27 protein-coding genes are annotated in these 26,259 nt (G+C 57.8%); 2 read left to right on the top strand and 25 right to left on the bottom strand.

Features of this window, described 5'->3' with window-relative positions:
• Positions 1-10: 10 nt before the first annotated feature.
• The 5 genes from CPter91_RS25045 to gabT all read right to left on the bottom strand — a co-directional run bounded on the left by CPter91_RS25045 (position 11) and on the right by gabT (position 5,837).
• The gene (locus CPter91_RS25045) at positions 11-844 is read right to left on the bottom strand and encodes an ABC transporter permease (protein ID WP_061945521.1); all 834 of its coding nucleotides are present in this window, start codon (positions 842-844) and stop codon (positions 11-13) included.
• Between the two features lie 4 nt (positions 845-848).
• Positions 849-2,144, bottom strand: coding sequence for an ABC transporter permease (locus CPter91_RS25050; protein WP_061945522.1), 1,296 nt, complete (start codon positions 2,142-2,144; stop codon positions 849-851).
• A 96-nt stretch (positions 2,145-2,240) separates the two neighbouring features.
• Positions 2,241-3,281: an ABC transporter substrate-binding protein gene (locus CPter91_RS25055; RefSeq protein WP_061945523.1), complete on the bottom strand. Its 1,041-nt coding sequence runs from the start codon at positions 3,279-3,281 to the stop codon at positions 2,241-2,243.
• A 49-nt stretch (positions 3,282-3,330) separates the two neighbouring features.
• A complete protein-coding gene (locus tag CPter91_RS25060) occupies positions 3,331-4,473 on the bottom strand; it encodes an ABC transporter ATP-binding protein (protein ID WP_099047250.1) in 1,143 nt (380 codons plus the stop codon).
• Positions 4,474-4,493: 20 nt separating this feature from the next.
• Entirely contained in the window at positions 4,494-5,837 is a 1,344-nt protein-coding gene (gene gabT, locus CPter91_RS25065; protein WP_257722459.1) for a 4-aminobutyrate--2-oxoglutarate transaminase, read from the bottom strand.
• A 117-nt stretch (positions 5,838-5,954) separates the two neighbouring features.
• On the opposite strand from gabT, the gene pdxR reads away from it, so the two are divergent.
• Together pdxR and CPter91_RS25075 are read left to right on the top strand one after the other, a co-directional pair.
• A complete protein-coding gene (gene pdxR, locus CPter91_RS25070) occupies positions 5,955-7,466 on the top strand; it encodes a MocR-like pyridoxine biosynthesis transcription factor PdxR (RefSeq protein ID WP_082793261.1) in 1,512 nt (503 codons plus the stop codon).
• A gap of 51 nt (positions 7,467-7,517) precedes the next feature.
• Positions 7,518-8,291, top strand: coding sequence for a transporter substrate-binding domain-containing protein (locus CPter91_RS25075; RefSeq protein ID WP_061945525.1), 774 nt, complete (start codon positions 7,518-7,520; stop codon positions 8,289-8,291).
• Between the two features lie 168 nt (positions 8,292-8,459).
• On the opposite strand, the gene CPter91_RS25080 is transcribed toward CPter91_RS25075, so the two are convergent.
• From CPter91_RS25080 to CPter91_RS25175, 20 genes are all read right to left on the bottom strand, one after another.
• Positions 8,460-9,107, bottom strand: a complete 648-nt coding sequence (locus tag CPter91_RS25080) for a LysE family translocator (protein ID WP_061946639.1) — start codon at positions 9,105-9,107, stop codon at positions 8,460-8,462.
• A 67-nt stretch (positions 9,108-9,174) separates the two neighbouring features.
• Entirely contained in the window at positions 9,175-9,993 is an 819-nt protein-coding gene (locus CPter91_RS25085) for an SGNH/GDSL hydrolase family protein (RefSeq protein ID WP_061945527.1), read from the bottom strand.
• Between the two features lie 93 nt (positions 9,994-10,086).
• Positions 10,087-10,893: a PPK2 family polyphosphate kinase gene (locus CPter91_RS25090; RefSeq protein ID WP_061945529.1), complete on the bottom strand. Its 807-nt coding sequence runs from the start codon at positions 10,891-10,893 to the stop codon at positions 10,087-10,089.
• A gap of 50 nt (positions 10,894-10,943) precedes the next feature.
• On the bottom strand, positions 10,944-11,378 hold the full coding sequence (locus CPter91_RS25095) for a CoA-binding protein (protein ID WP_061945531.1): 435 nt from the start codon (positions 11,376-11,378) through the stop codon (positions 10,944-10,946).
• 124 nt (positions 11,379-11,502) lie between these two features.
• Complete coding sequence (locus CPter91_RS25100; protein ID WP_061945532.1) at positions 11,503-12,276, bottom strand: basic amino acid ABC transporter substrate-binding protein; 774 nt, start codon at positions 12,274-12,276, stop codon at positions 11,503-11,505.
• Positions 12,277-12,537: 261 nt separating this feature from the next.
• Entirely contained in the window at positions 12,538-12,963 is a 426-nt protein-coding gene (locus CPter91_RS25105; RefSeq protein ID WP_061945534.1) for a F0F1 ATP synthase subunit epsilon, read from the bottom strand.
• Between the two features lie 143 nt (positions 12,964-13,106).
• Positions 13,107-14,507, bottom strand: coding sequence for a F0F1 ATP synthase subunit beta (gene atpD, locus CPter91_RS25110; protein ID WP_014008363.1), 1,401 nt, complete (start codon positions 14,505-14,507; stop codon positions 13,107-13,109).
• A gap of 49 nt (positions 14,508-14,556) precedes the next feature.
• Positions 14,557-15,429 carry a F0F1 ATP synthase subunit gamma gene (gene atpG, locus CPter91_RS25115; RefSeq protein WP_061945536.1) on the bottom strand — a complete coding sequence of 291 codons (873 nt, stop codon included), beginning with the start codon at positions 15,427-15,429 and terminating at the stop codon, positions 14,557-14,559.
• A gap of 91 nt (positions 15,430-15,520) precedes the next feature.
• Entirely contained in the window at positions 15,521-17,062 is a 1,542-nt protein-coding gene (gene atpA, locus CPter91_RS25120) for a F0F1 ATP synthase subunit alpha (protein ID WP_061945538.1), read from the bottom strand.
• Between the two features lie 63 nt (positions 17,063-17,125).
• Positions 17,126-17,665, bottom strand: coding sequence for a F0F1 ATP synthase subunit delta (locus tag CPter91_RS25125; RefSeq protein ID WP_061945540.1), 540 nt, complete (start codon positions 17,663-17,665; stop codon positions 17,126-17,128).
• Between the two features lie 2 nt (positions 17,666-17,667).
• Positions 17,668-18,138 carry a F0F1 ATP synthase subunit B gene (locus CPter91_RS25130; RefSeq protein ID WP_061945542.1) on the bottom strand — a complete coding sequence of 157 codons (471 nt, stop codon included), beginning with the start codon at positions 18,136-18,138 and terminating at the stop codon, positions 17,668-17,670.
• A 66-nt stretch (positions 18,139-18,204) separates the two neighbouring features.
• The gene (atpE, locus tag CPter91_RS25135; protein WP_054265477.1) at positions 18,205-18,450 is read right to left on the bottom strand and encodes a F0F1 ATP synthase subunit C; all 246 of its coding nucleotides are present in this window, start codon (positions 18,448-18,450) and stop codon (positions 18,205-18,207) included.
• A gap of 114 nt (positions 18,451-18,564) precedes the next feature.
• A complete protein-coding gene (gene atpB, locus CPter91_RS25140; protein WP_061945544.1) occupies positions 18,565-19,389 on the bottom strand; it encodes a F0F1 ATP synthase subunit A in 825 nt (274 codons plus the stop codon).
• On the bottom strand, positions 19,386-19,730 hold the full coding sequence (locus tag CPter91_RS25145; protein WP_061945546.1) for an ATP synthase subunit I: 345 nt from the start codon (positions 19,728-19,730) through the stop codon (positions 19,386-19,388). The genes atpB and CPter91_RS25145 overlap by 4 nt, the downstream gene beginning before the upstream one ends.
• 341 nt (positions 19,731-20,071) lie before the next feature.
• Entirely contained in the window at positions 20,072-20,968 is an 897-nt protein-coding gene (locus CPter91_RS25150) for a ParB/RepB/Spo0J family partition protein (protein WP_061945548.1), read from the bottom strand.
• A gap of 212 nt (positions 20,969-21,180) precedes the next feature.
• Positions 21,181-21,951, bottom strand: coding sequence for a ParA family protein (locus CPter91_RS25155; RefSeq protein ID WP_061945550.1), 771 nt, complete (start codon positions 21,949-21,951; stop codon positions 21,181-21,183).
• A gap of 17 nt (positions 21,952-21,968) precedes the next feature.
• Positions 21,969-22,604 carry a leucine efflux protein LeuE gene (leuE, locus tag CPter91_RS25160; RefSeq protein ID WP_061945552.1) on the bottom strand — a complete coding sequence of 212 codons (636 nt, stop codon included), beginning with the start codon at positions 22,602-22,604 and terminating at the stop codon, positions 21,969-21,971.
• Positions 22,605-22,623: 19 nt separating this feature from the next.
• Complete coding sequence (gene rsmG / locus CPter91_RS25165) at positions 22,624-23,283, bottom strand: 16S rRNA (guanine(527)-N(7))-methyltransferase RsmG (RefSeq protein ID WP_061945554.1); 660 nt, start codon at positions 23,281-23,283, stop codon at positions 22,624-22,626.
• Positions 23,284-23,351: 68 nt separating this feature from the next.
• A complete protein-coding gene (gene mnmG / locus CPter91_RS25170) occupies positions 23,352-25,274 on the bottom strand; it encodes a tRNA uridine-5-carboxymethylaminomethyl(34) synthesis enzyme MnmG (protein WP_061945556.1) in 1,923 nt (640 codons plus the stop codon).
• Positions 25,275-25,467: 193 nt separating this feature from the next.
• Positions 25,468-26,241 carry a sulfite exporter TauE/SafE family protein gene (locus CPter91_RS25175; RefSeq protein WP_061945558.1) on the bottom strand — a complete coding sequence of 258 codons (774 nt, stop codon included), beginning with the start codon at positions 26,239-26,241 and terminating at the stop codon, positions 25,468-25,470.
• Positions 26,242-26,259 lie beyond the last annotated feature (18 nt).

The following is a 26,259-nucleotide window of genomic DNA, read 5'->3' on the forward strand; positions in this document are numbered from 1 at the left end:
GCTGGCAACCCTAGATTTTCGCGAGCGCCTTGTTGCGCCCGCGTATCCACTCCAGCACCAGCAGCAGGCAAGTGGAGAACACGATCAGGATCGTGGCCAGCGCGGCGATGGTCGGGCTGATGTTTTCCTTGATGCCGGTAAACATCTGGCGCGGCAGCGTGGCTTGCCCGGGACCAGCGACAAACAAGGTTACCACCACATCGTCGAACGAGGTGGCGAAGGCAAATAAGGCGCCCGAGATCAAACCCGGCGCGATCACCGGCAGGGTAATGCGGAAGAAGGTCGAGAGCGGATTGGCGCCGAGGCTGAGGCTGGCCCGCACCAGGTTCTGGTTGAATCCCTGCAGGGTCGCCAGCACCGTCGTCACCACGAAGGGCGCGCCGAGCGCGGCATGCGCCAGAATCAGGCCGGTATAGCTGTCGGACAAGCCGATCTGCGCAAAGAACAGATAGACGCCGACGCCCACCACCACTACCGGCACTACCATCGGCGAGATCAGCACCGCCATCAGCAAACCCTTGCCGCGGAAATCCGCTTTGTTCAGGCCGACCGCTGCCAGCGTGCCGAGTATGGTCGCCAGCACGGTGGCCAACGGCGCAACGATGAAACTATTCTTGGCGGCGCTGACCCACTCGTCCGACTGCACCAGGTTCTGATACCAGCGCATGGAAAAGCCGTGGATCGGATACACCAGGAAAGTACTATCGCTGAACGACAGCGGAATGATGACCAGGATAGGCAGCAGCAGGAACAGCAGCACCAGCAGGTTGAAGCCGCGCGAAAAATAGAACCAGACGCGTTCGGTCAATGAAACATAAGGGGGAAATTGCGGAAACAGTTTCATTTTCTTAGCCCATCGCCACATCGTTTTTGGTAAAGCGCCGGTAAACGCCGTACAGCACCAGCGTCGCGGCAAACAGCAATGCTCCCAGCGCGCAAGCCATGCCCCAGTTGATGGTCACATTGGTGAAATAGGCGATGTAATAGCTGACCATCTGTTCGTTCGGTCCGCCCAGCAAGGCCGGCGTGATGTAGTAACCGACCGAGAGTATGAACACCAGCAAGGCGCCGGCGCCGATGCCAGGATAGGTCTGCGGCACATACACACGCCAGAAGGCGGCGAACGGATGGCTGCCGAGCGAGACCGCGGCCCGCATGTAGGTCGGCGGAATCGCCTTCATCACGCTGTACAGCGGCAGGATCATGAACGGCAGCAGGATGTGCGTCATGGCGATGTAGACGCCAATGCGGTTGAACAGCAGTTCCAGCGGCGCCTGGGTCAGGCCGGTCGCCATCAATGCTTTGTTGACCAGTCCTTCCGACTGCAGCAGCACGATCCAGGCCGCCACCCGCACCAGGATCGAAGTCCAGAACGGAATCAGCACCAGGATCATGAACAGGTTGGCGCGCCGTTCCGACATGGTCGAGAGCCAGTAGGCCAGCGGATAGCCGAGCACCAGGCAAGCCAGAGTCGCAACCAGTCCCATCCAGAAGGTGCGGCCGAAAATCTTTTGATATACCGAGGCGTCCGGGTCGGCTTTTTCGATATGGCCGAAAGCATCTTGCTTCAGGTCCAGCGCCGCCAGCACATAGTAGGGAGAATATGGCGCGCCGTTCTTGGCGATCACCTGCCAGTACGGCAGTTGACTCCACTGCTCATCGATATCGATCAGCGCCTGCTTGATCTGCGCCGGCGGCAGCGGCTTGCCGTCGGCATCCAGCAAAGGCAAGGCGCGCGCGGTTTTCATGATGATGGAACGGGCGCCGGAGATTTCGGAATTCAGACGGCGCGCCAGCGAACCGGCAGAGCTGTCTTCCCGCGCCTGCAGCAGATCGGTCGCCAGTCCGGCATAGGCGGCATCCGGTGGACTGCTCTTGCGATCCCAATTGCTCAGGGCGGCGACGGTATGCGGCAGCGTCGTCGCGATTTCCGGGTTTTCCACGGCGCGCTTGAGCAGCATGGCGATCGGCACCAGGAAAGTCAGCAGCAGGAAAATCGCCAGCGGTGCGATCAAGGCCAGTGCGGCGGCGCGCTTGCGAAACAGGGCCTGCCGCAATTCGCGCTTGAGCTGCGAATTCTGCGGCGCTGCCGGCGGCGCCATCGACATCGGGTTGACGCCGGCGGAAGATGCAATAGAAGTCATGGTGATCCGGCTTTAGCAAAAAATGAAGGCAAAGAACAGCCGCCAGCCAAGAGGAAAACATCCCCATGGCCGGCGGCGGCCAGCTTACTTGGCAACTTACTTGGCAGCCCAGGCCGTGAAGCGCTGTTCCAGTTCTTCGCCATGATCAGTCCAGAACGACAAGCTCAGCTGCAGCGCATCTTTGGCGTTGGTCGGCGAGGTCGGCAGATTGGCCAGCACTTTCGGATCCAGCAGCTTGAGCGCCTGGTTGTTCACCGGGCCGTAGGAAATATTGCTGGCGTAGGCCTTTTGCGAATCTGGCTTGCTGGCGAAGGCGACGAATTTCTCAGCGTCGGCCTTGTTCGGCGAACCCTTTGGAATCACCCAGAAATCCAGCGTGTAGATACTGCCTGCCCAGCTGACCTTGAGATTCTTGCCTTCACGTTGAGCAGCATCGATGCGGCCATTGAAGGCGCTCGACATCACGACGTCGCCCGCCACCAGGAACTGCGGTGGCTGCGCGCCGGCTTCCCACCACTGGATATTCGGTTTCAACTCATCCAGCTTCTTGAAAGCGCGGTCAACGCCGGCCTTGGTGCCTAGCAGCTTGTAGACGTCTTTCGGCGCGACGCCGTCCGCCATCAGCGCAAACTCCAGATTGTTCTCGGCGCCCTTCTTCAAGGCACGCTTGCCGGGAAATTTCTTGGTGTCCCAGAAATCGGCCCAGGTCTTCGGCGCCGTTTTCAGTTTATCCGCATCATAAGCCAGCACAGTAGACCAGACGAAGGCGCCGACGCCGCATTCATGGATGGCGGCAGGATTGAAATCTGCCTTGTTGCCGATCTTGCTGAAGTCGATCTTCTCCAGCAAACCTTCTTCGCAGGCGCGGCCGATATCGCCGGCATCGACTTCGACCACATCCCAGCTGACTTTCTTGGCTTCGACCATGGCCTTGACCTTGGCCAGCTCGCCGTTGAATTCGACCACCGTGATCTTGTCGCCGCTCGTCTTGGCGTAAGGATCGATATAGGCGACCTTCTGCGCAGCACCGTTGGCGCCGCCGAAATTGACGACCGTCAGGGCAGCGGCTTGCGCCATGCCGATGGCCGCCAGCGATAATACGATGCTGGTAAAAACCGGTTTGAATATGGACTTCATCACGTCTCCTCGTGGATTAAAAAAAAGCAGGACAGAATTTTTTGCCGGTTTAAAGGAAAATACGCAGGTGCTTGGGATCTATGTCCAATGCAACTACCGTACCTTCTTGCAGCCCCGTCAGCGCCGGATCGTTCAGCGACAGTTTGACGAAGCAGTCTTCCTGCTGCGGAATCGCGCAGCGCACCCGCACGTGATCGCCGAAATAGATCAGGCTGCTGACATTCACCGGAAAAGCATTCTCGGTAGCGCTGGCGAGCGGCTGCAAATGGATGCGCTCGGGCCGGATGCAGGCCACCACCGCCTGGCCGATTCCGGCCTGGTTGGCGTTGACGCCGTGCAGCACGCCGCCATGCGGCAAGCGCACGCTGCCATTACCGCCATCGGCCGCGTTCAGCACGCCGTGGAAGCGGTTGTTGTCGCCGATGAAGCCGGCCACGAACAGATTTTCCGGATACTCGTAAAGACGGTCGACCACGGCCAGTTGCTGGATGATGCCCTGGTCGAACACGGCCACGCGATCAGACATGGTGAGTGCTTCGCTCTGGTCGTGAGTGACGTAGACGAAGGTAACGCCGAGCCGCTTGTGCAGGGCTTTCAGTTCCAGCTGCATGTGCTCGCGCAACTGCTTGTCGAGAGCCCCCAGCGGCTCATCCATCAGCACCAGCTTGGGATCGAACACCAGCGCCCGCGCCAGCGCAATGCGCTGCTGCTGGCCGCCGGACAGCTGGGCCGGATAGCGGTCGCCGAATTTGCCCATCTGCACCATGTCGAGCGCTTTCTTGACCTTGTCGGCGCGCTCGCTGCCGCTGATATTGCGCACTCGCAGCGGATAGGCCACGTTCTGCGCCACGGTCATGTGCGGAAACAGTGCGTAGTTCTGGAACACCATGCCGATATTGCGCTTGTGCGGCGGCACCTTGTTCAGCAATTGCCCATCCAGGCGAATTTCGCCGCCGGTGGGAAACTCGAAGCCGGCCAGCATCATCAGGCAAGTGGTCTTGCCGGAGCCGGACGGCCCCAGCAGGGTCAGGAACTCGCCGCGCTGGATATCCAGGTTGAGGTTCTTGACCACCAGGTTTTCGCCGTCATAGGTTTTCTTGACGCCGGAGAACTGCACCAGGGTGTCTTGCGTAGCGGGCCGGCTGTCGGCTGCCGGGGTAGCAAGGTGAGGGGCGATATTTTCTTGTTTCAAGTCGTTCTCCTGCCAGGTAATTAAGCTGCCGCGACGGTGCGCATCGCCGCACTCAGGATGGCTAGCGCTTCATCCATCAACTTATCCTCTATGGTCAGCGGAAACAAGAAGCGGATCGCATTACTGTAGACCCCGCAGCTCAGCAACAGCAAGCCGTTTTTGAGAGCTTCGGCCTGTACCTTCTTGGTAAACTCGGGATCCGGCTGGCGCGTGCCGGGTTGCATGAACTCTACCGCCACCATCGCCCCCAGGCCGCGGATATCGGCAATCTGCGGAATCTCGCTGCGCAAACCTTCCAACACCTGCTTCAGCTTGTTGCCAAGCAGATTGGCGCGTTCCACCAGTTGTTCTTCTTCAATCACTTCCAGCACCGCCAGCGCCGACGCCACCGCCAGCGGATTGCCGGCGTAGGTGCCGCCGAGGCCGCCCGGCGCCGCCGCGTCCATGATCTCCGCCTTGCCGCACACAGCCGAGAGCGGCATGCCGCCGGCCAGGCTCTTGGCCATCGTCATCAGGTCCGGGATCACGCCGGAATGCTCTACCGCAAACAACTTGCCGGTGCGGGCGAAGCCGGTTTGCACTTCATCAACGATCAGCAAGATGCCATGTTCATCGCACAACTTGCGCAAGGCTTGCATGAACGCCGGCGGCGCGGCGTAGAAACCGCCCTCGCCTTGCACCGGCTCGAGGATGATGGCGGCGACGCGCTTGGGATCGACATCGGCCTTGAACAAGGATTGCAAGGCTCCCAGGGACTGCTCGATGCTGACGCCATGCAGTTCGACCGGAAACGGCACGTGGTAGACCTCGGCCGGGAACGGCCCGAAACCGACCTTGTATGGCACTACTTTACCGGTCAGCGCCATGCCCATCATGGTGCGGCCATGGAACGCGCCGCTGAACGCAATCACGGCGCTGCGGCCGGTGGCGACACGGGCGATTTTGACGGCGTTTTCCACCGCTTCGGCGCCGGTGGAAAAGAAAGTGGTCTTCTTGGCATGGGCGCCAGGGGTAACCGCATTGATACGCTCGGCCAGTTCGACATAGCTGGCGTAGGGCACGATCTGGTAGGCGGTGTGGGTGAATTTGCCGAGCTGTTCCTGCATGGCGGCGATCAGCTTGGGATGGCGATGGCCGGTGTTCAGCACGGCGATGCCGGCGGCGAAGTCAATGAAGCGGCGATTTTCCACATCCCAGATCTCGGCATTGAGCGCGTGCGAAGCGTAGAAATCGCACATGACGCCTACCCCGCGCGGCGTTGCGGCATTCTTGCGTTGATGCAACTCAGCGTTGCTGAGGGTCGGCTTGATGCTGGTGTTAGCGTCAGCAACCGCCGCGGCCGCGTGATATCCGTCGTTTTTCATACTGGCTCCTTAGATCTTAGTCTTAGATATGCGTTTTTTGTGGAAGGCTTTGATGCATACTAAGGCCGGGCTGGCTCTATAATATAGTGCCACTTTCAGTTTTCTAATGGAGCCACTTTGCGTATCGCCTCGCTCACCGATTTTTTGCTGATGCGCATAGAGCGCGGGGCCGACGGCGCCATCGCCAAGGCCGGCGCCGCCGGTGCGCCGCTCAACCGGCAGATTTACCAGGCTATCCGCGAGGCGATCCTGTCGCAGCTGCTGCCATCCGCCATGCAACTGCCCTCCTCGCGCGACCTGGCGCGCGAACTGGGCATATCGCGCAATACCGTCACCTACGCCTACGAGCAGCTGATCGCCGAGGGTTATCTGGAAACCCGTGCAGGTTCCGGTACCTTCATTGCCGATACCACGCCCGACCAGATTCCAGAAACCCGCCTCAACACACCGCCGCTGACCGATCCCAGCGGCGAGTCCGAATTGTCGGCGCACGGCGCGCAACTGATCCAGCAGGCGGGCGTCAGCGATCTGCAATGGGGCGCTTTCATGCCCGGCGTGCCGGATGTGACGCTGTTTCCCAACAAGATCTGGAGCCGCCTGCAAAACAAGCATTGGCGCCGTTCGCGCGCCGACCTGCTGACTTACGGCGACGCCGGCGGCTACCTGCCGCTGCGCGAAGCCATTGCCGAATATCTGCGCATGGCGCGCTCGGTCAATTGCAACGCCAGCCAGGTGATCATCACTACCGGCATCCATCAGTCACTAGATATCGTGGTCAAATTGCTCGGCGAACATGGCGATAGCGCCTGGGTCGAAGATCCCTGCTACTGGGGTACACGCAGCGTGCTGAACTCGCTGGGCATCAAGCCGGTCGCGATTCCGGTCGATGCCGAAGGCATGCGCATGCGCCTGGCCAATCTGCGCCAGCCGCCGCGCTTCATCTGCGCCACGCCTTCGCATCAATATCCACTCGGCATGGTGATGAGCCTGTCGCGGCGGCGCATGCTGCTGGAGTACGCGGCGCGGCGCAAAGTCTGGATTATCGAAGACGACTACGACAGCGAATTCCGCTACGGCAGCCGGCCGCTGGCCTCGCTGCAAGGCATGGATACCGACGGCCGCGTGCTGTACATGGGCACCTTCAGCAAGACCATGTTTCCCAGCCTGCGGATCGGCTTCATGGTGGTGCCGGAATCGCTGGCGAATGCCTTCGCCATCGGCGTCTCCGAGCTGTATCGCGGCAGCCAGGTCTTCATGCAGGCGATCATGGCGGACTTCATGACCGAGGGCCATTTCGCTTCCCATATCCGGCGCATGCGCCTGCTATACGCGGAACGCCTGCAACTGCTGCAAGCGGCCATCGACCGCCATTTCGGCGATGGCGTCACGCTCACCGGCGGCGAGGCAGGCCTGCACCTGGCGCTCGGCCTGCCGGCGCAATGCGACGACCTGGCCATCAGCCGCGCCGCACGCGCGGCGGGGATCGTGGCGCGGCCCTTGTCGCGCTATTACATGAACAGCGAGGCGGCGCGCAACGGCTTGCTGCTGGGGTACGCCTGCGTGCCGAATGAACAGATCGCGCCGGCATTCGATAAGCTGGCGGCGATCATCAAAGCTCACTGGAATTAAAAAGCCAGCCGTTAAACCGACACTCAGTCATTGAACAATCAGGGGGAGCGCATGAATAAATTAATCTTTTGCCTGCTGCTGGGATGCAGCCTGCCAGCCTTGCCAGCCGCCGCCCAGATCGGCCCGTCGCGGCTCGATGAAGTCATCAAGTCCGGCAATCTGCGGGTCTGCATGACCGGCGACTACAAACCCTTCACCTTCCTCAAAGCCGACGACAGCTTCGAAGGCATCGATGTCGATCTCGCCAGGTCACTGGCCAAGGCGCTAGGGGTGGAAGCACGCTTTGTCAAAACCAGCTGGAGCAAGCTGAGCGGCGATTTTCTGGAAAAGTGCGATATCGCCATGGGTGGCGTCTCGGTCACGCTGGAGCGGCAGAAGCTGGCCTCGTTCTCGGCGCCGCACATGGTCGACGGCAAGTCAGCCATCGCGCGCTGCAGCGACGTCGCCAAATTCCAGTCGCTGGCGGCGATCGATCAGCCCGCTACGCGAGCGATTGTTAATCCGGGCGGCACCAACGAACGCTTCGCCCGCGCCAACTACAAGCAGGCGCAACTGATACTGCATCCGGACAATGTCACGATTTTCGAGCAGATCGTGCAGGGCAAGGCCGACGTCATGGTGACAGACGCCAGCGAAACCCTGTGGCAGGCCAAGCTGCATCCGCAGCTATGCGCGATCCATCCCGAGCAGCCTTTGCAGTTCTCGGAAAAGGCCTTCATGCTGCCGCGCGGCGATGTGCCGTTCAAGGAATTTGTCGATACCTGGATGCATCAGCTGAAGGCGACCGGCGACTATGACCGCTTGGTCAACCAATGGCTCAAATAAAAAGTTGCTAGTGCCGTGTCATGCCTCAACTGTCGGTATATCGCGCCGGCCTTGGCCCGTAGCGCTAGGCGTGCCGAGGAGACATAGCGGGGCTATGGCGACGAGGCGCAACGACGCGATACGGGTCAAGGACCAGCGAGATGCCGACCGATGAGGCATGACACGACACTAACTCTGAGGGCGGCGCAGAAAGGCCAGGGCCAGACCGAAACCTATCATCATGGCGCCGCTGACGCGGTTGAGCCAGCGGAAGCGGCTGGCGCCACCGCTGATGGCGCCGAGTTTGGCGCCTAGCATTGCGTAGATGGCAATCGCTACCAATTCCAGCAGCAGGAAGGTGGCGCCAAGCACGAGGAAACTGACGGCGTAGGCGGAGCGGTCGACGAACTGCGGGAAAAATGCGGTGAAAATCAGGATCGCCTTGGGATTGCCGGCCGCCACCAGGAATTCCTGCTTTGCCAGGCGGCGCAACTTGTCCGATGGCGATTCGGTATCCGCTCCGACATTGCTGGCGCCGGCGGTGAACTGCGCCGGTCCGGCGCGAAACAGTTTGACGCCCAGCCACACCAGATAAGCCGCACCGGCAAATTTCAAGGCCGAGAACAGCGTCTCCGAAGCCAGCAGCAGCGCGCCCATGCCGAGACCGGCGATGGCAATCATGATGGCAAATGCCAGCAGGCGGCCAAAGGCGGCCGTGACCGAGCAAGCGACGCCGTCGCGCGCGCCGTTCGACAGCGACAATACATTGTTCGGGCCGAACGCCATGTTCAGCGCGAAGCAGGCGGGCAGGAAAAGCCAGAAATTTTGCAGCAGCATGGCATGCACCATTTGATGATTTGTTGAATAGTCTACCTTGCCTGCACTTTTCGGCAAGCCGGCCGCATCAGCCTTGCTTGCTGATCGACTTCTGGGCGGCCTTGCTTTTCTTGATGGATTTCAGATGCGCCGCCACCGCGGTGGCCAGCTGGCGCGCCCACAGCGAAACACCGCTGGCCGAGGGATGGAAGCCATCGGAAGCCATCAAAGTGTGGTCGTTGATGTCGATCAGCATAGGCACCCGCGTCACGCGCACATTGTTGAGATCCGCCGGCAGGTTGAAAATCAGCTGCTCCACGGTTTCATCCAGCGCCTTGGCTTTCATGCCCAGGATGTAGCGCAAGGGCTCCGGCAGCGCCGGGAAGGCATGGATGGGCGGAATGCCGGAGATCACGATCAGGCGCGGCGTCAGATGGGTTTGCAGATCGCGCATCAGCTGCAGCAGTTCGGCACGGTAACGACGGCAGGAACGGAACGCCGTAGTGTCGTTGACGCCAAAGGCGATCAGCACAATATCGACTTTTTGCGAGGCCACCTGAGGCAGCATGGTATGTACCGCATCGCTCAGGGTGGCGCCGTTCTGCCCGACCGCTTGCCAGGTCACCGTGCGCTGCAAGCGCAACGACAGTGCCGCCGCGAACTGGCCGGTGATGGCTTCGTAGTGGGTAGCGACGCCAACCCCCGCCACCGGCGATTCGCCGATGGTCAGCAGCGCCAGCGGCCGCTGATGCGGTTCGGGACCGATGCCAGTCGGGATCTGCGCCTGGCCGATGGTCGGCCCCATCGCTTCCGGCAGGCGCGGCGTGATGCGGCGGGTGCGACGACCCTGTAGGATCAGCCATGGCAAGAGCGGTAATGCAATCAGTTCCGGCAACCAGCGGCGCACTTCGTGTCTCCTTGGGTAGGCTCCGTCAAGGATAAAACAGTTTTTATGTTTTTTTGCCCGACGGTAATCAATTATAGATTTACTCGCCCGAAATTACGCAATCTTCAAACCTTTTAATTCCGGTTTAGCGGCCGGCGGCTTCAGTTTCAGATCGGCCAGGGTTTCCAGCAGGATGCTGGCGATCGCCAGGTTGCGGTGGGTCTTGGAATTGGCCGGAATCACGTACCAGGGCGCATGGTCAGCATCGGTGGCGCGGATCGCCTTGCCGAACAGCTCCTGGTATTTGTCCCAGCTTTTGCGCTCTTCCAGGTCCTGCATATCGAATTTCCAGTGCTTGGCGGGATCGTCTATGCGCTCCTGCAGGCGGTTGCGCTGCTCGTCTTTGGAAATATGCAACAGGCACTTGATGATGGTGGTGCCGGTTTCCGCCAACATGCGTTCGAAGTCGCGGATCTGGGCATAGCGGCGCTCGCATTCTTGCTCGTCGATCCAGTCGTGCACCATGGTGATCAGCACATCTTCGTAATGGCTGCGGTTGAACACCACGATCTCGCCTTGCCGCGGTACTTGCTGATGCACTCGCCACAGATAATCGTGAGCACGTTCGATTGTGCTGGGCGCCTTGAAATCGGCGATCTGTATGCCCTGCGGGTTGACCAGGTTGAACACCCCTTTGACGGTGCCGTCCTTGCCGCTGGTGTCGATGCCTTGCAAGACCACCAAAACTTTGTGCTGCTGGCCGGCATACAGCATTTCCTGCAGCGCAGCGATTTGTGCCGCCATTTCTACGACCAGCTCCTTGTCCTTGATCTTGTCGCCGCTGGACAGCGGCTTCTGCTCTGCGTCGGCATCAACGATCTTGGTCTGTTTGCCGGCGCGGAACTGCTTGCATGCTTTCATTCGATTCTCCGATCACTCAATTGTTGCCTGCCCAGCCAGTTCGCCGGCAGCTACAGGATGCCGTGCAAATTGCCCAGCGCATGTTCGATCTTGATGCAGCTATCCATCTCGACCTGCAGGCCGGCGGCACGCGCCTTGGCGGCGGCCGGCTCGTTGACGATGCCGAGCTGCATCCAGATGCAACGGGCGTCGATCATGATGGCTTCGCCGACGATGGGTGGAATATCTTCCGCTTTGCGGAAACAGTCGACGATATCGATCTTCTGGTTTTCCGCCGCCAGCGCTTTGGCCGCATCGAACAGGTTGGCATAACATGGCTCTCCCAGGATGGGACCGCCTACATGCATGGGATTCACCGGGACGATGCGATAGCCGCGCTCCTGCATGTAGCGTGCTACGCCGTAGCTGGGACGATCTGGTTTCGGCGACAGCCCGACCACGGCGATCACCGGGTTGTTGGGGTTGTATTCTGGTTTGCTTGGCATAATGTGGGCAATAATCCGCTGGTCAGCAAAAAGGAGATCCGGATAAGGTGGAGCCGCTGCAGTTGATCTTACTGTGTTCTCGCGGCCGCAGGCAGCGCGTGATGCCGCCCTGCCTCGGCCGCTCTCACTTGGCGAAGTAGCTGGCGTAGATCTTGTCGTAACTGCCGTTGGCGTGCAGGGTTTTGAGCGCACCGTTGATCTTGGCCATCAAAGCGGTATCCGCCGGCCGCACCGCAATACCATAATATTCTTTTTCAAACTTGTCGCTCTCGATCAGTTTGAAACCCTTGTCTTTATTGAATTTCAGATGGTTGGCGACGGCGCCGTTGTCGCCGACCGCCGCATCGACGCCGCCGTTATCGACTTCTTTCAGCAGCAGCGGCAGGCTTTCAAAGCGCACCAGCGCGTTGCTGGTCTTGCCCAGCATTTTCTGCATGATGGTGTCGGCGCTGGTGCCGGCGGTGACGCCGACGCGGTGCGCCTGTTTCAGGTCATCCGGACTGGCGATGTTCTTGCCGGGCGAGACCAGGATCACCTGTTTCGCTTCGAAATACGGATCCGAAAACAGCATGCTTTGTTTGCGTTCGTCGGTGATGGTGACGCCGGAGGCGATGATGTCAATGTCGGCGTTGGCCAGCGTGGAAAAGATGCCTTCCCACGGCGTGTTGACCCAGACGATCTTGAGGCCGGCCTGGTCCGCCACTGCCTGCATGATGTCGACGTCGAAGCCGACGATCTTGCCGGCGGTATCGACCGAACCGAAGGGTGCAAAGGCAGCATTCATGCCGACCCGGTAGACTTTCGGCGTCGGCGCCGTGTTGGCCGGCTTGTCGCAGGCGCTCAGGCCGACGAGGGCCAGCAGAGCGATGGCCAGGAAATGCAGAAAGCGGATTTTCATTTGTCTTCCCCATTTTTACACGCGGCTCAGAGCTATGTTTTGTAATCATATTAGCACGTAGGGTGGGCAGGTTTTTCTGCCCACGCGTTATCGTGATATCCGGAGTGCGGGCACACACCACTGAATCGAAGCAGGCATCTGTGCGGGGTTCAACGCGTGGGCAGAAAAACCTGCCCACCCTGCGTCACAAAGCAAGCGGACAACAAAAAAGCAGCCGAAGCTGCTTTTTCTTGATGCCATCCGAGATATCGAACTACCGGATCAGCGCCCTTTTTGACGCAATTTTGCAATCGCTGCCAATTGTGCAATCGCCGCCGACAACTCGGACTGTGCTTTTGCGTAATCGATCAGGGATTCCTTGTTGGTCAGCGCTTCTTCAGCACGACGCTTGGCTTCGCTTGCCTTCGCTTCGTCCAGGTCGGCGCCGCGGATCGCAGTATCAGCCAGCACGGTAACGTGGTGCGGCTGCACTTCCAGCAAACCGCCGGCAACGAATACGAATTCGTCGTTTGCCTGGCCTGGCACCTTGATGCGTACCGCACCCGGCTTGATGCGCGTGATCAGCGGCGTGTGGCGGGGATAGATCCCCAGCTCGCCCGACTCACCCGGCAACGCGACGAATTCAGCTTCGCCGGAGAAGATCATCTCTTCCGCGGAAACAACGTCTACGTGAATAGTGTTTGCCATCTTAAACCCTTTGTTGTCCATTGAATCAACTAACGGCAAGCGCTACCGCGTCATTCCCGCGAATGCGGGAATCCATCTTAGTGAAAATATTGCTCAGTAACATGGATCCCCGCGTTCGCGGGGACGACGAGGCGAAACTTGCTTTAGCCGATCTTCTTGGCCTTTTCGATTGCTTCTTCGATCGTGCCGACCATGTAGAACGCTTGTTCCGGCAGGTGATCGAGTTCGCCGCTGGCGATCATCTTGAAGCCCTTGATCGTGTCCTTCAGCGAAACGTATTTACCTGGCGAACCGGTAAACACTTCAGCAACGTGGAAAGGCTGCGACAGGAAACGCTGCATCTTACGTGCACGCGCGACCAGCAGCTTGTCTTCCGGAGCCAGTTCGTCCATGCCCAGAATCGCGATAATGTCGCGCAATTCCTTGTAGCGCTGCAAGATACCTTGCACGGCGCGGGCAGTTTCGTAGTGCTCCTGGCCGACCACTTGCGGATCCAGCTGGCGCGAAGTCGAATCCAGCGGGTCAACCGCAGGATAGATACCCAGCGAAGCGATATCACGCGACAACACAACGGTGGAGTCCAAGTGAGCAAACGTAGTTGCAGGCGACGGGTCGGTCAAGTCATCCGCAGGAACGTAGACGGCCTGGATCGATGTGATCGAACCAGTCTTGGTCGAAGTAATACGCTCTTGCAGCTGGCCCATTTCCGAAGCCAGTGTAGGCTGGTAACCCACGGCGGAAGGCATACGGCCCAGCAGCGCGGAAACTTCAGTACCGGCCAGTGTGTAACGGTAGATGTTATCGACGAAGAACAGCACGTCTTTACCTTCGTCACGGAAGCCTTCAGCGATCGTCAGGCCGGTCAGCGCAACGCGCAGACGGTTACCTGGCGGTTCATTCATCTGACCGTACACCATCGCAACCTTGGACTTTTCCGGATTTTCCAGATCGACCACTTTGGCGTCAGCCATTTCGTGATAGAAGTCGTTACCTTCACGAGTACGCTCACCGACGCCGGCAAACACGGACAAGCCGCTGTGCGCCTTGGCGATGTTGTTGATCAGTTCCATCATGTTCACGGTCTTGCCCACACCCGCGCCACCGAACAGACCAACTTTACCGCCCTTGGCGAACGGGCAAACCAGGTCGATAACCTTGATGCCGGTTTCCAGCAGTTCTTGCGATGGCGACAGTTCGTCGTACGCAGGAGCCTTGCGGTGGATAGAGGCAGTGGTTTCGTGGCTTACCGGACCGCATTCGTCGATCGGGTTGCCCAGCACGTCCATGATACGACCCAGTGTTGCTTTACCGGTCGGCACCATGATTGGCTGGCCTGTGTTCTTGATTGTCATGCCGCGGCGCAAACCGTCGGATGTACCCAGCGCAATGGTACGGACTACGCCGTCGCCCAGCTGTTGTTGTACTTCCAGCGTCAGTTCCGAGCCATCCATCTTCAAGGCGTCGTAAATCTTAGGCATCGCGTCACGTGGGAATTCAACGTCCACCACAGCGCCGATACACTGAACGATTTTGCCATCAGCCATTTTCGTTCCTTCAATATATAAAATAAGTTTCTGTTAAGCGCGTAGCGCGCTAGACGGCAGCCGCACCGGCAACGATCTCGGACAATTCCTTGGTGATCGCAGCTTGACGCGTCTTGTTGTATACCAGTTTCAATTCGCCGATCACGTTACCCGCGTTGTCGCTAGCCGACTTCATCGCCACCATGCGCGCCGACTGCTCGGACGCCATGTTTTCTGCAACAGCCTGATAAATCAGCGCTTCCACGTAACGCACCAGCAATTCATCGATGACGCTTTGAACATCCGGCTCGTAAATGTAGTCCCATGCATGCGAACCTTCTTTATCGGCCTCAAGACGATCGCTCGACAGCGGCAGCAATTGCTGCAGCATCGGCTCTTGCTTCATCGTGTTGATGAACTTGGTGTACACCAGATAAACCGCGTCCAGGCGACCTTCCTGGTAAGCGTCGAGCAGTACCTTGACTGGCCCGATCAGCTTATCCAGATGCGGCGTATCGCCCAGTTGCACGGCATGCGCAACGACCTTGGCGCCGATCCGGTTGAGGAAACCCAGACCCTTGTTACCGATCGCTACTGCCTGAACCTTGTTGCCTTGTCCTTCCAGCTCACGCAGTTTCGCGGTCAGCAAACGCAAGGAGTTGGTGTTCATGCCGCCGCACAGACCTTTGTCTGTGGTGACAACGATGAAACCAACGTTCTTGGAATTGTCCTGCTTCACCATGAACGGGTGCGTGTACTCTGGATTGGCTTGCGACAAGTTAGAAGCGATATTACGAATCTTGTCACTGTAGGGACGTGCCGCACGCATCCGGTCCTGCGCCTTGCGCATTTTGGATGCGGCGACCATTTCCATCGCCTTGGTGATCTTCTTCGTATTTTCTACGCTCTTGATCTTGCTGCGTATCTCTTTCCCAGTAGCCATATACCTTCCTAGTCAGTTGGGGACAGAGTAATTCGTCGCCCTTCGGCGCCTCTCAAACTCTGTCCCGCAATTGTTATGGATCCCAGTTAAATTAAGCCACGAACGATTTTTTGAAATCAGCAACGGCGGTAGACAAGGCAGCTTCACCATCTTTGTCGAGTTGCTTGGTTTCTTCGATCTTTTGCAGCAGAGGCGCGTGGCTGGTCTTCATGAAGCTGTGCAGACCGCTTTCGAACGGCAGTACCTGCTTGACTTCGATGCTGTCCAGGAAACCCTTGTTGACCGCGAACAAAGTCACGGCCATCAGCGAGATCGACAACGGCGAGTATTGCGCCTGCTTCAACAGCTCGGTCACGCGTGCACCGCGGTCCAGCTGCTTGCGGGTCGCTTCGTCGAGGTCGGAAGCAAACTGCGCAAACGCAGCCAGTTCACGATACTGCGCCAAGTCGGTACGGATACCGCCGGACAGGTTCTTGATGACTTTGGTCTGAGCGGCGCCACCAACGCGCGACACCGAAATACCGGCGTTGATCGCAGGACGGATACCGGCATTGAACAAGGAAGTTTCCAGGAAGATCTGACCGTCGGTAATCGAAATCACGTTGGTCGGAACGAAGGCGGAAACGTCGCCAGCCTGGGTTTCGATGATCGGCAAAGCAGTCAGCGAACCAGTCTTGCCCTTGACTTCACCCTTGGTGAAATCTTCAACGTACTTTTCGTTCACGCGTGCTGCGCGTTCCAGCAAACGGCTGTGCAGGTAGAACACGTCGCCAGGATAAGCTTCACGGCCTGGTGGACGGCGCAGCAGCAGCGATACCTGACGGTATGCAACAGCTTGCTTGGACAGATCGTCATACACGATCAGCGCGTCTTCACCGCGGTCACGGAAGTATTCGCCCATGGCGCAGCCGGAGTAGGCCGACAGGTATTGCATCGCAGCCGACTCGGAAGCCGATGCAGCCACCACGATGGTGTATTCCATGGCGCCGTGTGCTTCCAGCGCGCGCACGATGTTCTTGATCGACGATGCTTTTTGACCGATAGCGACATAGATACATGTCACGTCCTGGCCCTTTTGATTGATGATCGCATCAATCGCCACGGCAGTCTTGCCGGTCTGGCGGTCGCCGATGATCAGTTCGCGCTGGCCACGGCCGATCGGTACCATCGAGTCGATCGACTTGATACCGGTCTGCATTGGTTGCGAAACGGATTGACGGGCAATAACGCCTGGCGCGATTTTTTCAATCGGCGCTGTCAGCTTGGTGTTGACCGGACCCTTGCCGTCGATCGGCTGGCCCAGTGCATTCACCACACGGCCGCGCAGTTCCGGACCGATAGGCACTTCCAGAATACGGCCGGTACATTTGACTGTATCGCCTTCGGAAATGTGTTCGAAGTCGCCCAGAATAACGGCGCCGACAGAATCGCGCTCGAGATTCAGCGCGAGGCCGAAGGTATTGCCTGGGAATTCCAGCATCTCACCTTGCATCACGTCAGACAGACCATGGATACGGCAGATACCGTCGGACACGGAAATAACCGTGCCTTGATTGCGAATTTCAGCGGTATCGCCAAGGCCTTGAATCCGGCTCTTGATCAGTTCGCTGATTTCAGACGCGTTGAGTTGCATATAAACTCCTAAAATTTTTCTCGTTGCTCAGTAGTTACGCAAATACGCAATTACGCAGAGGCCTCAGGCCGCCAAAGCAGCGTGCAGTTCTTGCAGCTTGGCACGCACCGAGGTGTCGAGCACTTCGTCGCCGACCACTACGCGCACACCGCCGATCAGCGAGTTGTCCACAGTTACCGACGGGTTCAGCTTGCGGCCGAATTTCTTTTCCAGCGTGGCGATCAGATCCTTCACCTGTGTTTCGGTCATTTCGAAAGCACTGGTGATCTCAGCATCGGCGGCGCCTTCTTGTGCGTTCTTCAGCACTTGAAATTGCTCGGCGATTTCCGGCAACACTGACAAACGGCCGTTATCAACCAGCATCGCGACGAAGTTCTTGACTTCAGCACTGGCTGCCTGCGGCGATTTCAACAGCGCCAGAAACGTATCAGCGGCTTGCTGATGCGAGACGGCAGGATTTTGCGCCAGCGCCTGGACTTCAGGATGGGACACTACTTGTCCCATTTCCGAAACCAGATTGGCCCAGGCTGCCAGATCTTGCGACTTGGCCACACGGAACAGCGCTTCTGCATAAGGGCGAGCAATCGTTGCAAGTTCTGCCATGATTACAGCTCTGTTTTCAGTTGGTTCAGCAAATCGGCATGAGCAGCAGAGTTGACTTCACGCTTGAGGATCTGTTCGGCGCCTTTGACCGCGAGGGTCGCAACGTCGCCACGCAGAGCTTCGCGCGCTTTAGTCATTTGCTGTTCCGCTTCAGCCTTGGCGTTAGCGATGATGCGGGCAGCTTCTTCGGCAGCCGTTTTCTTGGCTTCGTCGACGATCTGCTGGCCGCGCTTTTCAGCTTCGCCAATACGCTTTTGACCTTCGTCGCGTGCGGTTGCCAGTTCTGCCGAAGCGCGCTTTTCAGCGGCCGCCAGATCTGCCTTGCCGCGATCAGCGGCTGCCAGGCCGTCCGCAATCTTCTTGGCGCGCTCATCGAGCGCTTTTATCAACGGCGGCCAGATGAATTTCATCGTGAACAACGCGAGGATAAAGAAGACTACGAACTGCGCAAACAATGTTGCATTTAGGTTCATAGTGGTTCCTTCTAAGAATAACGTAGGCTGAAGCGACTTCAGCCGATGCGGTTACGCTAGATTAAATTAGTGAGGAACGAACGGATTTGCGAATGCGAACAACATGGCGATACCAACACCGATCAGGAACGCAGCGTCGATCAGACCGGCCAGCAGGAACATCTTGGTTTGCAGGGTGTTCATCAGTTCTGGTTGACGTGCCGATGCTTCCAGGTACTTACCGCCCATGATCGCGATACCGATACAAGCACCGATAGCGCCCAAACCGATGATCAAACCACAAGCCAAAGCAACAAAAGACAGATCAGTCATGACAATTCCTTCAAAGTTAAGTGAATACAAAAATTAATACAAAAAATTAATACGAAAAACAGATACAAAAACCAAAACTACAAATTCACACCCGGTGCTGATTAGTGCGGCTCTTTAGTGAGCTTCATGCGCCTGGCCGATATACACCAGCGTCAGCATCATGAAAATAAACGCTTGCAACAACACGATCAGGATATGGAAGATCGCCCAGATCGAACCGGCAATCACGTGGCCGACAAAACCGAACGCCGTAGCGGTGGAGCCCAGCAGCGCGATCAGCAGGAACAGCAGTTCGCCGGCATACATGTTGCCGAACAGCCGCATCGCCAGCGAGACGGTCTTGGCGGCAAATTCAATCAGGTTCAGCAGCAGGTTGGCAGGAGCCAGCCAGATGCCGAAAGGCGCAGCCACCAGCTCGTGCAGGAAACCGCCGATGCCCTTGATCTTGAAGCTGTAGTACAGCATCAGCACCAGCACGCCGAGGGCGATGCCCATGGTGCCGTTGAGGTCGGCGGTAGGTACTACGCGGTGATGCGAAATCACGCTGTCCAGACCGACGAATTTGAAGAAAGAGGAGAACATGTCGACCGGCAGGAAATCCAGCGAGTTCATCAGGGCGACCCAGATGAACACGGTCAGCGCCAGCGGCGCGATGAAACTGCGGTCGCCGTGGACGATGCCCTTGGCCTGGTCGTCAACCATCTCGACCACCATTTCGACGAAAGCCTGGAAGCGACCCGGCACGCCAGCAGTCGCTTTGCGCGCAGCGACGTACATCAGCAGGCAGCCGATCACGCCGGCGAACACCGACCAGAAAATCGTGTCGATATTGATGATCGAAAAGTCGACGATCTTGACTTGATGGCCGTTGGAAAAATGTCCAAGGTGATGGACGATATATTCTGAGGGGGTTAGTGCTTCGCTTGGAGCTACGGTCATGATCGATGTCTAAAAAGTAAGATTATGTAACTTTTAAGTACCACGATGAAGCTGACGATAAAAGCCGGCCAATTCAAATCGTGGTACAACCATACGACCGCGCCTACCAGCGCAATCGTTGTAGCAATTTTGACAAACTCGCCGATGAAAAAAGACATCGGGTTGGCGCCACCTGGCTTGCGCGCGCTGATGTAAAGACGGAGAGCAAACAGTCCATTGGGAACCGCGCAGCACACACCACCTAAAAGCGCGGAACAGAATCCGGATACGCCGGCTAGTAAACCTGCTATGCACGCCAGCACGGCCGTAGTAACAAATTGCATAAGCACGATGCGCTGCATACTGACCCAATAATGTGCGAAAAATATTCGCTAAACAGAACGCGGTTGCAGTGTGGTGATGCAGCGCAGTTATCACGCGACGACCACGCGGTTGCCTCGCTGTTGCCTATCTACGGCTGATTTAGAAGCCCGAGGATTATAAAGGCTGGGCGCGGCTTTCGTCAAACTTTTGCTGCCGAATCATAAGCTTATACAACAGGCGACGACGGATTCAATCGCTGCCGTTGAACCGATCTTCAGGACCAAACCGGACATTAGCTGACATCATAAATTTGCTACGCTGCACCAAATTCGTGAATCCAGAAATCCACCGGACTCTCCACTGCCGCTTCCTTTGTAACTTACTCTACGCCCTTGAGGCGAGTGATCAGACCATCCAGCGTATCCAGATCGGAAAAATCGATGATCAGCTGGCCGCGATTCTTTGCAGTCGTCTTGATTGTTACCTGCGTCGCCAGCAGATCCGACAACTCTTCTTCCAGCCGCGCGATGTCGCGCGATTTTTCCTTGTTCTTCGGTGGACGGTTGGCCGCTTCTGCTTCTGTCGTAGTGCGTACCACCAGTTTTTCCGTATCGCGCACCGACATGCGCTTGGCCACCACCTGGTTCGCCAGGGTAATCTGCGTCGCGGCGTCGACCGCCAGCAGCGCACGTGCGTGGCCCATGTCGATATCGCCGGCCATCAGCATGGTCTGTACCGGCTTAGCCAGGTTCAGCAGGCGCAGCAGGTTGGATACCGCGCTGCGCGAGCGCCCTACCGATACCGCCGCCTGCTCATGGGTGAAACTGAAATCGGTGATGAGGCGATGGATACCCTGCGCCTCTTCCAGAGGATTCAGATCCTCGCGCTGCATGTTTTCGATCAGCGCCATCGCCGCCGTGGTCTGGTCGTCGACATCCTTGACCAGCACCGGCACTTCGATCAGGCCGGCCATCTGGGCCGCCCGGAAGCGGCGCTCGCCGGCGATGATTTCATAGTGCTGGGCGCCGTTGTTCAAGGCGATCGGCCGCACCAGGATAGGCTGCAGCAGGCCCTGCTCCTTGATCGAGGACGCCAGCTCGGCCAGCGCGCCTTCATCCATGCGGGTACGCGGCTGGTATTTACCGGCCTGCATGACCGTCACCGCCAATACCGACGGCGCGCCGACCACTGTCGGCACCGCTTCAGCAATATCCGTCGATCCGCCCAGCAAGGCTTCGAGACCGCGACCCAGACCCTTTGATTTTTTCGTGACCATCTTTTCCTACCGTAGATTACAGGCCACAGGCCGGCAGCCTGTGGATAACTCAGTGGACAACCATGTGGGCAAGCCAGGAATAAGCTGTGACTAAGCCCATGGATAACTTCTGTATTAGCCGTGTATTACCAGTGTATTAGCTGTGCCTAACTAGTTGGGGACAGTGTAATTCGCCACGCTACGGCGGCTCTCAAACTCTGTCCCACAATGAGCTACATAGTTTTGATACGCTCTACCATCTCGGCGCCGAAGGCGATATACGCCTGCGCTCCCTTGGAAGCTGCATCGAAACTCACACCCGGCATGCCGTACGACGGCGCTTCCGCCAGCCGCACATTGCGCGGGATCACCGTCTTGAACACCTTGTCGCCAAAATGCTTTTCCAGCTCTTCCGATACCTGTTGCGATAAAGTCATGCGCGGATCGAACATCACGCGCAGCAAGCCGATGATCTTCAGGTCCGGATTCAGGTTGGCATGCACCTTCTTGATGGTGTTGACCAGGTCCGACAAACCTTCCAGCGCGTAGTACTCGCATTGCATCGGGATGATGACGCCGTTGGCGGCACACAGGCCATTCAGGGTCAGCATCGACAAGGCCGGCGGACAATCGATCAGGATGAAATCGTACTCGTCGGCGACGCTGGCGAAGGCATCCTTCAAACGCTTCTCGCGATTCTCCAATTCGACCATTTCCACTTCGGCGCCAGCCAGTTCGCGATTCGCCGGCAAGACATCGAAGCCGCCGGTTTCCGAGGTCTTGCGTACCGACTTGATATCCGACATGCCCAACAGCACTTCATAGATCGATGCAGTCAATGTGCCTTTGTTGATCCCCGCACCCATGGTGGCGTTGCCTTGCGGGTCCAGATCGGCCAGCAATACGCGCTGATTCAGCTGCGCCAGGCCGGCGGCCAGATTGACGGCGGTGGTGGTTTTACCGACTCCGCCCTTTTGATTGGCGACACAAAATATTTTTGCCATGTAGTGGTCAGGTCGTATTAATTGGTGGTTAATTTGATGCCAAAACCGATCAGGAAGATTCCTGCGGCCCTGGAAGCGAATGCGGCGATACGGCGATTCTGTCCCAGGCGCTTGGCGGCAGTATTCCCGAGCAGTACCAGCAGACTACCGTAAATCAATGTGCAACTGGAAATGATTGCGCCCATGGCCAGGAAAGTCAGGCTGCCGCGATGCACCGCAGGATCGATGAACAGCGGAAAAAACGCCATGTAAAAGATGATCGATTTCGGATTGACCAGAGTCACCAGGAAACCGCGGGTGAAATTGCCGCCGCTTGCAATTTCGCTGGCTGTGCCGGCGCCGCCGTTCTTTTTGGCAAACAGCAATTTGCAGCCGAGGAAAGCCAGGTAAGCAGCGCCCAGATACTGCACGCCCTTGAACACCAGCGGATTGGCGGTCAGCAATGCCGCCACGCCGATCGCCGCCAGGAACATCAGCACCGCGTCGCCCAGCATGACGCCGAGTACGGAAGCGAAACCGCCGCGCAGGCCAGCCTTGCCGGCGCAGGTCAGGATACAGAAAGTCCCTGCCCCTGGCAGTACCAGGAAAACCACGGTGGCGGCAATCAGCTGCCAGGCGTCGGTAATGCCAAGGGTGTGAAAAAAGGCGTTCATGGTAAATCCGTTTCTGTTATTACTTGCTGCGTTTGATAAAAATCAGATGCCGTTCCGCATCCAGGCCCGGCACTGCCAGCGGCCTGATTTCGCTTACTTCCCAGCCAGCCGGCAAGCGGGCGATCTCTTCGTCCGGCTTGATGCCCTTGAGCGCGATGAACTGGCCGTCATCTGTCAGCAAATGCGCCGACCAGTTGATAAAATCCGCCAATTCGGCAAAAGCGCGCGAAGTAATCACATCAAATTTCTGCGCCACCTGCAACTGCTCTACCCTGGCCGTATGAACGCTGACGTTGCTCAACCCCAATTCTGCTTTGACCTGGGTCAGGAATGCCGTTTTCTTGTGCACGGTGTCAATCATCGACACCCGCATTGCTGGCTTGGCCTTGCCCGCCCAGATCGCCAGGATCATCCCCGGCAAGCCGCCGCCAGCGCCGACATCCAGCACATTCTCGGCCGCGGCAAAGGCCGGCACCACCGCCAGCGAATCCAGCAAATGATGCGTCATCATCTGCGCCGGTTCGCGGATCGAGGTCAGGTTATAGACCTTGTTCCATTTCGCCAGCAAGCTCAGATAAGCCAGCAATTGCTGCTGCTGCTGCTGATCCAGCGCAATGCCTAATATTTGTGCACCCTGCTGCAGGCTCGCTTCCAGCGACGCGGTCTGCGTTGAACTCATGCTGCCACTCCTTGATTATCCCGGCAATTACCTGGGCGGTCGTTGTTTTTCATGCAATGCGTTTTTTATCAGGCTGCCTTGTCATCTGCATTCAGGCGCTTCATGCCTTTTTTCAGATGCACCAGCAGCAGCGACAAGGCAGCCGGCGTGACGCCGGAAATGCGTGAAGCCTGGCCGAAGGTTTCGGGCCGGTGCAGGTTGAGCTTCTGCCGGACTTCGATCGACAGGGCTTGCACTTCCATGTAGTCGAGATCGGCCGGCAGCTTGAGGTTTTCATTGTGCTCGTGGCGCTCGACTTCACGTGCCTGGCGGTCGATATAGCCGGCGTACTTGACCTGGATTTCGACCTGTTCCCTAACGCTGTCGTCCTCCACACCCGGACCGCCGAGTTCCTGGCCGTCGACGCCCTTCAGCGTCATTAATTGTTCATAAGTAACATTTGGCCGGCGCAGCAGATCGACCAATGCATATTCGCGTTCCATCGGCTTGCCCAGCAAGCGTTCGGCTTCGGCAGCGGCGACGATGCGTGGATTCACCCACGTGGAACGCAGGCGCTCCATCTCGACAGCAACCGCTTCGCGCTTCTTTTCAAACTGCGCCCATTGGACATCGCCAACGCAGCCAAGCTGGCGGCCGATTTCGGTCAGGCGCAGGTCGGCATTGTCTTCGCGCAGGCTGAGACGGTATTCGGCACGGCTGGTGAACATGCGATACGGTTCTTGCACGCCTTGGGTGATCAGATCGTCGACCAGTACGCCGAGATAAGCTTCATCGCGGCGTGGTGTCCAGGCATCGCGCTCTTGTGTTTGCAAGGCGGCATTGAGACCAGCCAGCATGCCCTGCGCAGCGGCTTCTTCGTAACCGGTGGTGCCGTTGATCTGCCCAGCAAAGTACAGGCCCTGGATCTGCTTGGTTTCCAGCGAAGCCTTCAAACCGCGCGGATCGAAGTAGTCGTATTCGATGGCGTAGCCAGGGCGCAGGATATGCGCATTCTCCAGACCGCGCATCGAATGCACCAGCGCCAGCTGCACATCGAACGGCAGGCTTGTCGAAATGCCATTAGGATAAAACTCGTTGGTGGTCAGGCCTTCCGGTTCGAGGAAGATCTGGTGCGAATCCTTGCTGGCGAAGCGATGGATCTTGTCCTCGATCGATGGGCAGTAACGCGGCCCTACTCCTTCGATGACACCGGTGTACATCGGGCTGCGGTCCAGGCCGGCGCGGATAATATCGTGCGTTTGCTGGTTGGTGTGGGTAATCCAGCATGGCAGTTGCTGCGGGTGCATGGCGGCATTGCCCATGACTGAAAACACCGGCACCGGATCGAGATCACCGGGTTGCGGCTCCATCACGGAAAAATCGATAGTGCGGCCATCGATACGCGGCGGCGTACCGGTCTTGAGGCGCCCTTGCGGCAGCTTCAATTCCTTCAGGCGCGCCGACAGTGAAATCGCCGGAGGGTCGCCGGCACGCCCAGCCGAATAGTTATTCAGGCCGACGTGGATCTTCCCGTCCAGGAAAGTACCTGCCGTCAGCACCACTGCCCTGCTGCGAAACTGGATGCCGACCTGGGTGACGGCGCCGACGACGCGGTCGCCCTCCACCAGCAAATCATCTACCGCCTGCTGGAACAGCCACAGGTTTTCCTGGTTTTCCAGGCGTGAACGGATGGCTTGCTTGTACAGAATGCGGTCGGCTTGCGCCCGAGTCGCGCGGACTGCCGGGCCTTTGGAAGAATTCAAGATACGGAACTGGATACCCGCTTCATCGGTAGCGATGGCCATCGCACCGCCCATGGCATCGACTTCTTTCACAAGATGGCCTTTGCCTATCCCACCAATCGACGGGTTGCACGACATCTGGCCCAGTGTCTCGATATTGTGGGTCAACAATAGCGTTTTTTGGCCCATGCGGGCGGACGCCAGCGCGGCTTCGGTGCCGGCGTGACCGCCACCGACGACGATTACATCAAAATGTGTAGGGAAAAGCATAGTGCGCCTCTTGGAGACGATGAATAATGGTAAGCAGAGGGGTGATTATAAAGCATGCAGCGGTCGCAGACATTCGTATGCCGGACATACAACAGATGTTTCACGTGGAACATTTGAATGTTGCGCGATAAAAACAAAAGCGGTGACTGTTTCACGTGGAACAATCACCGCTTTTCTATCGAACCTTGCTGCCTTACTTAAGGAATGCGTCGTACCCTGTTTTCAAGATCAACACAGACACCACGAACAGGAACAACTTCCTGACAAAACCGCTCCCATGTTTGAGCGCCAGCTTGGTTCCCACTAAAGAACCGCCTACATTGCAGATAGCCATAACCAATCCAAGCTGCCAGATGATATGCCCGCTATATCCAAACCATAACAAGGCAGCCAGGTTGGTCGCCACATTGATGACCTTCGATACCGCCGAGGCTGCAAGGAAATCGAAGCCGAAAAACCGCACAAACAGGAAAATCAGGAAGCTACCTGTGCCAGGGCCGAAAACACCGTCATAAAATCCGATACCGCCGCCAATCAGCATCGCCAGCAACTTCTCTTTTGAACCGGTATGCAGGGGTGCATGGATACTACCGAAATCTTTCTTCTTCACCGTGTAGATGGCAACCGCCAGCAAAATGAAGGGCAACGATTTTCGAATCGCTTCGGTTGGAATATGGGTAACCGTATAAGCGCCGAGGAAGGCAAACAGGAAAGCTGCACCGGCCGCAGGCAGCGCTGAGTTCCAGGCAATCTTTACCCTTCGTGCAAAATTCACGGCTGCGGCGCCTGTGCCGAAGATACCTGCCAATTTATTGGTGCCAAATATCGTAGCGGGCGCGCCATTAGGCAGCATCGCAAACAGAGCGGGAATCTGGATCAGACCCCCTCCTCCGACCACTGCATCAATCAAACCGGCAAGGAAACTGGCAAGCGCCAGAATGAGGAAATCAGGGAATAACTCAGGCATGGGATGTACAGATAAAAA

Origin of the sequence: Collimonas pratensis (assembly GCF_001584185.1) — a bacterium.
Classification (GTDB): Bacteria; Pseudomonadota; Gammaproteobacteria; order Burkholderiales; family Burkholderiaceae_D; genus Collimonas; species Collimonas pratensis.